General features: G+C 36.9%; 4 protein-coding genes and 2 pseudogenes. 4 read left to right on the top strand and 2 right to left on the bottom strand.

All coding sequences use genetic code 11. The annotated features are described in order from the left end of the window. Positions 1 to 1,719, bottom strand: a 1,719-nt coding sequence (locus Q0K80_RS09275; protein WP_294605678.1) for a MucBP domain-containing protein, incomplete at its 3' end; no start/stop codon positions are given. 219 nt (positions 1,720 to 1,938) lie between these two features. Beyond that, positions 1,939 to 2,892, bottom strand: a complete 954-nt coding sequence (locus Q0K80_RS09270; protein WP_294605677.1) for a class A sortase — start codon at positions 2,890 to 2,892, stop codon at positions 1,939 to 1,941. 254 nt (positions 2,893 to 3,146) lie between these two features. On the opposite strand from Q0K80_RS09270, the gene Q0K80_RS09265 reads away from it, so the two are divergent. From Q0K80_RS09265 to Q0K80_RS09250, 4 genes and pseudogenes are all read left to right on the top strand, one after another. After that, positions 3,147 to 4,016 (top strand): PRD domain-containing protein, encoded by an 870-nt coding sequence (locus tag Q0K80_RS09265; RefSeq protein ID WP_294605676.1) that lies wholly within the window; start codon positions 3,147 to 3,149, stop codon positions 4,014 to 4,016. A gap of 144 nt (positions 4,017 to 4,160) precedes the next feature. Next, positions 4,161 to 6,089 (top strand): annotated as a pseudogene (locus Q0K80_RS09260) (beta-glucoside-specific PTS transporter subunit IIABC). 12 nt (positions 6,090 to 6,101) lie between these two features. Further along, positions 6,102 to 7,550 (top strand): glycoside hydrolase family 1 protein, encoded by a 1,449-nt coding sequence (locus Q0K80_RS09255; protein ID WP_294605674.1) that lies wholly within the window; start codon positions 6,102 to 6,104, stop codon positions 7,548 to 7,550. A gap of 98 nt (positions 7,551 to 7,648) precedes the next feature. After that, positions 7,649 to 7,894: pseudogene (locus tag Q0K80_RS09250) on the top strand (hypothetical protein); the annotation flags it as partial.

Below are 7,894 nucleotides of genomic sequence, written 5' to 3'. Positions count from 1 at the left end.
ATATTTACTGTGCTTATAGTTATATTTACTGTGCTTATAGTTAGTCGTATTATCAGTCTTAACTAGGCTTTTGCTTTCCGCTATGCTTTTAGTATAGACATAGATTAGCTTTTGCGACTGTTGCTTAAGAGTAATTACGGTTGTATCTAAATTATTTGTAATATGTGAACCGTTAAAATCTTTAAATTTAATAGTGTAATCTGGTAGTTTTAATGCTGGAACAGATTGTTGATCATTAATAAAGCCACTTATAATTTTATTCGGAGCGATCTTATTGCCGTCCATGTCTTCAAAGCGAACAATCACATTAGATACTTTTTCTTTGCTTTTTTTATCATAATAGAAAGTAATATCTTGCGGCTGACTATTGAGCGGAATAGCTATGCTTCCCAAATGATAAGAGTTGCCATTGTGGTCAATTTCATAATAAATAGGAGTATAGCCAGGAACATCTTTAGGCTCAATTACTTTTTGTTGATTAAAATCACCACTAGTTATACTTTCGGGTGCAATTGTTTTGCCATTTTCATCTTGATAATGAATGGTAATGTTTTTTGGCTTATCGCGGTTATAAAGCAAGGTAATGTCTTGTACTTTGGCACTAATAGTGGTCGTGACAAAGTCCTGGCTGATTGGAGTCTTAATACCGTCAACTAATTTTGCAGCAATTGAATAGCCGGTAAAGCTCGGAATAGAGATATTGCTGCTGGTATTAATATCGCCATACAGTTTCTGTTCACAGGCAATTGTGTTGCCGTCATCGTCTTTAAAATGAAAAGTAATAGGTTGACCTGTGACTATTCTAAAAGGAATAATATACCAACCAGTAATTAGCGGCTCTTGCACGTGATTCATACTGTGGAACTTCACGGTCATTGCTGCCCCGTCACCAGGTTTCAATCCCAGAAGGTTCCAAGTTACAGTCTGTTCATCAGTAATTTGACCGACATGGTTACTCCAATTGCTGCAAAATTGTTTAATGAAGCAGCTGGAATTAAGATGCTTACCTGTTTCAATTTTAAGTGGCATATTTGAGCCATTAAAATCAAATAGTTTGTAAGGGTCAGGTGTGTAAAAAGTACTTTCTGCAGGGATGTGAATAGATTTAACGCGAATTATTTGCTTTTTTAAGTTTACACTACCATTTTCAAGCAACCGTTTATTTGTCTTTAATGGTGAAAAATCTGCAATTGCATTGTATGAAAGGTTAAGTTGAATTAGTTGCGGTTTATTTGCTAAAGCAGAAATATCATGCACGCTGCACATCTCTAGGTTAACAGAAGTCAATTTATTCAAATCATGCAAAGCCGAAATATCCGTTAAAGTTGAATTAACAATAGTATGGTGTAGCCATTTGTGATTAAATTCGCGACTAGGGGCAAGGTCTATTTTAGCTAAATTAGTTGCGTATTCTAAGCCCTCTAGTGATGTAATCTTTAAGCGTAACCTATATTCACCTGCAGAAACATCACATTGCCGTTCGCCATGAATAACATGTCTTTCACTAGGTGCTATTAATTTAATTTCAGTTAAGTTAGCTAAGCTTTCCTTGGTAATCTGGCTAATATTTTGGTTCAAATTCGCAGCCACAATTTTTTGCAAGACCTTATCAGGCATCCAGCTGGCAATTGAATTGGAATTTTCGATAGAATTTATCGCATCAATATCAAAATTAGAGGTAGCGATCGTTGATTTGAGTTCACTAGTTCTAGTCGACATTTAGTCATCATCTTCTTTACTAATAAAAATAGCAATGGGTATATTAATATTTTGAAAAATCGCTTTCTAAAAACTATATATTAATATTATACGCGAGAATAGCCGCAAACAAATGTTACCCTCATAATACTATCTAAGCCTCAGTATAGCATGTATTATTGCAGATGACTATTTCAAAATAGTTATTTCTGATATCGTTATATAGTGATTTTAAAGAAATTAGTGCAAAATCCAAATGCGCACAAGTTGCCAGCCAATTGCTAAAACAAAAATAACATTAAAGGTAATGATTACCGTCTTGATGAAAGTCATATTTTGGTAAAACTTTGGCTGGGCTGCAGGTCGAACCTGCTCGGACTTTTTGATTTTTTTATGGTCTTTTTTGGCTGTTAAAGACGCCTGGCGCCTTTTTTTACTTTGCTTTGGCTTAGCGGTTAATTCTGTAGCAATTAAGTTATGTTTGGTCGCTTTATTTTTAGCGATTAAATCGCCTTGTACAACTGTCCGATGCTGGCCGTAGCCATACTTAGAGATATTAAAGTCAGAACAGGTAATCAGTGTGATCATGCTTTTATCCTGCACATTGTTTTCAACTTCAACTTGAGTGGGCTTAATGGCAAAAGAAATTGTTTTGATTTTATATGTATATATATGATGCAAGTCGGTTATGTAAATGAGGTCGCCCGGCCGTGACAAGTGCAAATTATCTAAAACGGCAGGACCATAAGACCCCATGTAGTGTCCTGCAAGTACGTAATTATTAGCACCACCCATGACACGGTCGGGCAGGCAAGTTACCACACCGTATTCCAGATTCTGGTTCTGGTCTCCATAACCGGCAAAAAGGGGATTATGAATATTGACACTGGGAATAGCAATTCTGCCAATGGCATAGGCCCTGGCTTGCTTAGCTCTGAGAACTTCGGCTGCACTGACTGACTTAGTTTTGCTGGCATCGTAATTTGTTTTGCGTTTTTTATTTCTATCTGCTTTTTTTTGTGTTAAAATTGTATTTGTTTTTTGCACATTTTGTTGAACGACATAGGAGTTACCGAACCCGGAACCGAAAAAGATCAGGGTCACTCCCAGGTAAAAAAGGGCTCCTAGTAGTAATACACGAATAGTAGACCATATTTGATATTTTAAAGAATGTTTTTGCTTTTTATTTGCCATTGAACTATTTCTCTTTAAACTTCTGCATTAGGTTTCAGCTATTATTTAAGTATAAATTTGCGTAAAGCACAATTATTTGTTTTGTAGGAAACACTTAAAAATAATAATCAAATAAGTATTGAAATCGCTTATGCATTACTTTATAATATCAGCTGTAAGTAGACGTGTTACTGATTTGATCAGGCATTAACCTATGAACAATACTTATTTTGGTACTGTTTATAGGTTTTTTTATTGGAAAGGAAGTAAGTTGAATGAAATTTGTAAAGAATTTTAACAACAATGCTGCCTTGGTGTCTGATGAATCTGAAGTAGACTGGGTGATGATTGGTAACGGGATTGGTTTCAGCAAAAAAGTTGGTGATCCCATTGATGAGGACAAGATTTCGCGCCGTTTTATAGCTGTTGGAGAAAACCTTAAAATGGTTGACAGCGTGCGGAATATTGATCAGAGGACTTTAGCATTAACTACTGCTGTGATTAATTTGGCCAGCAAACAATTACAGATAACTTTTTCGGATTATCAGTTTATGGTATTGGCAGATCATATCGACTTTATGATAACCCGTGCTACTGGCAATATTGAATTAGGCCAAGATACACTTGGCTGGGAAATGCAAAAATTGTTTCCTAAAGAATACGGCACGGCTCAGGAAGCATTAAAGTTAATGCAGGAAAAAACCAAGCTTGATTTTCCTAAAAGTGAAGCAGCTTATCTGACATACCATTTTATTAACGCTGGCTCTGGTCAGACTAAACTGCAGGATACTATCAAAATTACTAAGCTTATTCGTGGAGTAATTGATATTATTCAGTATCAATATGGTATACAGCTTGATACTGAATCATTCAATTTCAACAGATTCATGACTCATTTACGTGCTTTCATGGTAAGGCATATGTGTGGTGAAAGTGAGAAAGATTCAGGCAGTGAGCTTGATAATTCTTTAATTGAACTGATGAAAGTCAAGTATCAAAAGGCGTATGACACTGTCCAAAAAATTGGCACGTACTTATACAATCAAGCAGGCTGGAAACTGCAGCCTGATGATCAAGTATATTTAACTCTTCATGTCTGGCGGGTAACGCACAGACAAAATGATGCACAATTACGGGAGAGTTAATTCTACTATATTTTAATAATTAATTAGTTTAAACGATGTGTTACTGTTTACAGGCATTAACCCGAGAACTTTAGGTGAAAGTCTCACAAAAAATTAGTGAGATGTTTTCTTGAAGTTCCCGGATTTTGATATTTAGGAGGAAAAATGGCATACGAAGATTTAAGTAACGAAATTATCGCTGACGTTGGCGGTAAAGACAACGTAATCAGTGTAGTTCACTGCACTACTCGTTTACGTTTTAAGTTGAAGGATATGAAAAAGGCAAATGATGACAAATTAAAAGCCACTGATGGCGTAATTTCTGTTGTCAAGTCTGGCGGTCAATACCAAGTAGTTATTGGTAATAACGTTGCTGACGTCTATGACACACTGGTTAAAGTAGGTGGATTTTCTGGTGGTGGCAGCGTTCCTGATGATTATGAAGATAATGGTAATATGAGTTTGACAGACAAACTGATAGATTTAATTTCCGGTATTTTTACACCTGCTTTAGGACCAATGTGTGCTGCTGGTATGATTAAGGGCTTCAATGCCATGTTCGTAGCCTTTGGCTGGATAGCACAGACTTCAGGGACTTACATTATTTTAAATGCCATTGGCGACAGTTTATTCTACTTCCTGCCAATTATTTTAGGTATCACTTCCACTAAAAAGTTTGGCTTAAATAGTTATTTAGGTGCGACTATTGGTGCTGCACTTTGTTATCCTTCAATTGTGGCAATGGCCAGCAGTAAAACTGCATTATTTACGGTTTTTAAAGGGACTATCCTTGAGGCACCAATTCATATGACTTTTTTAGGAATTCCGGTAATTTCAATGAATTATACCTCATCAGTAATTCCGATTATCTTGTCAGTGTGGTTTGCTTCTAAAGTCCAAAAATTAGCCAAAAAAATCATCCCGGATGTTGTTAAGACATTCTTAGTGCCATTTGTAGTTTTGTTAATTACAGTTCCTATAACTTTTATTGTAATTGGACCAATAGCTACTTGGCTTGGTAATGCTGTTGCAGCAATGGTTAGTGGCGTATATAACTTTAGTCCTGCTTTGGCTGGTATATTAATGGAAGCATTTTGGCAAGTATTTGTTATTTTTGGCGTTCACTGGGGTTTTGTGGCGGTTATGATGACTAATTTAGCCGCTTTAGGTTACGATCCGATCGTTGGGTTGTCATTAGCTGCTTCATTTGCCCATACTGGTGTTGTATTAGCAATAATTTTCCAGACTAAAGATGAAAAGACTCGTAGTCTGGCAATTCCCGCCTTTGTATCCGGTATTTTTGGTGTTACAGAACCTGCCATTTATACTTAGTTGTATAGCTTCAGCTATTGGCGGTGGTTTAATTGGATTTTTTGGTACCAATTATATACTTCTGCAGGAATGGGTATCTTTGCAATTCCCGGAGCTATTGGCAAAAATGGGGTAGACGGGACAGTTTATGGTTTAATAGCTTCTATGGCAATAGCGACTGTCTTAAGTTTTGTCTTCCAGATGCTTTTTGGTAAAAAGAGTGTTGATGCACCATTAACTGAACAATTAGCTGCAAATGCAGGCGCTAGTGAAGCTGAAGCAGGCAACACTGCAAGTTCAGTAACAGTTAAACTAGAAATTACATATAATAAGGAAGAAAAATTAGTAGCTCCTTTAACTGGTCAGGTTGTGCCGCGAAATCAAGTCAAAGATGAAGTTTTTTCTAGCGGCTCAATGGGTAAAGGAATTGCAATTGAGCCTAAAGATGGCAAAGTTTGTTCACCCCTTGATGGTGAAGTAGTGATGGTTTTCCCTACAGGACACGCTATTGGTCTTAAATCCAATAATGGTGCAGAGGTAATGATTCACATCGGTATGGATACAGTTGAACTTGATGGTAAGGGCTTTACTACTTTAGTTAAAAAGGACCAGAAAGTTAAAAAGGGTGAACCTTTAATTAATTTTGATCTGGAAGCCGTCAAAAAAGCCGGTTTTGAAATTACAACACCAGTGGTTGTTACTAATTCTAATAATTATCATGAAGTTAATGCAGTTGCAAATGGTACAATAACCATTGGAGATGCATTACTAGATTTAAAATAACGAAAGGAGAAAATGATGACTACAAATAATTTTCCTAAAGGATTTTTATGGGGCGGTGCTACTGCTGCTAACCAATTAGAAGGTGCCTACCAAGAAGGAGGCAAAGGCTTATCCTTGCCAGACGTTTTACCTGGTGGTAAAGACCGTATGAAAATAATTAATGATCCAGGTTTTGATTTTAAAATGGATTCTAAATATTTTTATCCCAATCATGTAGGTATTGATCATTATCATCACTATAAGGAAGATATTGCGCTTTTTGGTGAAATGGGCTTTAAGTGCTATCGCTTTTCAATTGCCTGGTCACGTATTTTTCCTAATGGTGACGAGGAAAAACCTAATGAAGAGGGCTTAAAATTTTACGATTCACTAATTGATGAGTGCTTGAAGTATAATATCGAACCTGTAATTACTATTTCTCACTATGAATTACCTCTTCATTTAATAAATGAATATGGCGGCTGGAAAAATAAGAAACTGATAACATTTTATGAACGTTTTGCCCGCACAGTTCTAACCAGATATCATGATAAAGTTAAGTATTGGATGACTTTTAACGAAATCAACAGTGCTGCTCACTTCCCGATCATGAGTCAAGGAATGACAGCTAGTGATAGTCCGGAAGACAGAAGAAATATCTTTCAGGCTTGGCATAACCAATTCGTTGGTAGTTCTAAAGCTGTTAAGATTGGTCACGAACTGGATCCTGATCTTAAAATTGGCTGCATGATTTTGTACGCTACTACTTATAGTTATGACTCTAACCCTAAGAACCAATTAGCTACTTTGCAAGACAACCAGGCTAATAACTTTTTCTGCGCTGATGTTCAAGTAAGGGGTCACTATCCTGCTTATACAAAGAGCTTATTGGCTCGCCAAGGTGTTAAATTAGCAGACCTTGATTACACTGATGAAGAACTGGCATTGTTAGCTCAATATCCAGTTGACTATATTGGCTTTAGTTACTACATGTCTTCAGTAGTTGACGTTACTCATGAAAATCAAGAAACAACAAATGGTAACTTGATGGGCGGCGTTAAGAACCCATTCTTAAAGAGCAGTGACTGGGGCTGGCAGATTGACCCTACTGGTCTTAGAATTGCCTTAAATCAACTGTCAGATCGTTATCAAAAACCTGTATTTATTGTTGAAAATGGTTTAGGTGCGGTAGACAAGCCGGATGAAAACTATTATGTTGCAGATGATTACCGGATTGATTATTTGCGTGAACATATTGAAGCTATTTCCCAGGCAATCGACGATGGCGTTGACGTCATGGGTTATACTCCTTGGGGCTGCATCGACCTAGTTAGTGCCTCAACTGGTGAAATGTCCAAGCGCTATGGCTTTATCTATGTTGATGAAGATGATGAAGGTCACGGAACCTTTAAGCGCTACAAGAAGAAGTCATTTGACTGGTACAAGAAGGTTATTTCTACCAATGGTGCTGATCTAGCCTAGTTGTAATAAATTACTATTAACCTCGAAATTAAATCATCTTAATTTGAAGTGCTCCATAATAGTTAGACATTAATCTGACTATTAGGAGCACTTTTTTCATGACTAAATATTCAACTGCTTTGAAAATGGAAATTTGCAGTAAATACTTATCCCACCAAACCTCTTTAGCTAAACTAGAACGCGAATACGGCATTGATCATACCGAGATTAGGGCTGAGCGACCTGAGGTGCCGTTAAAGCTTTTGCTTGCCAAGCTGCACCTTAACCGCAAAACTTATTACGACAACCGCAGTCACCGATTGAACCGATTAGATAAATACGCTGCTGTTAAAGGTGTAATCAAG

Source organism: uncultured Lactobacillus sp., from assembly GCF_945290125.1.
Taxonomy (GTDB): domain Bacteria; phylum Bacillota; class Bacilli; order Lactobacillales; family Lactobacillaceae; genus Lactobacillus; species Lactobacillus rizhaonensis.
Note: the sequence above shows the minus strand (reverse complement) of the source record. Positions and strands in the feature narration are given on the sequence as shown.

What these genes read in the sequence shown, in the direction of transcription:
- Q0K80_RS09270 (WP_294605677.1), bottom strand. Translation starts at nt 2,892, where the DNA reads ATGGCAAATAAAAAGCAAAAACATTCTTTAAAATATCAAATATGGTCT.
- Q0K80_RS09265 (WP_294605676.1), top strand. Translation starts at nt 3,147, where the DNA reads ATGAAATTTGTAAAGAATTTTAACAACAATGCTGCCTTGGTGTCTGAT.
- Q0K80_RS09255 (WP_294605674.1), top strand. Translation starts at nt 6,102, where the DNA reads ATGATGACTACAAATAATTTTCCTAAAGGATTTTTATGGGGCGGTGCT.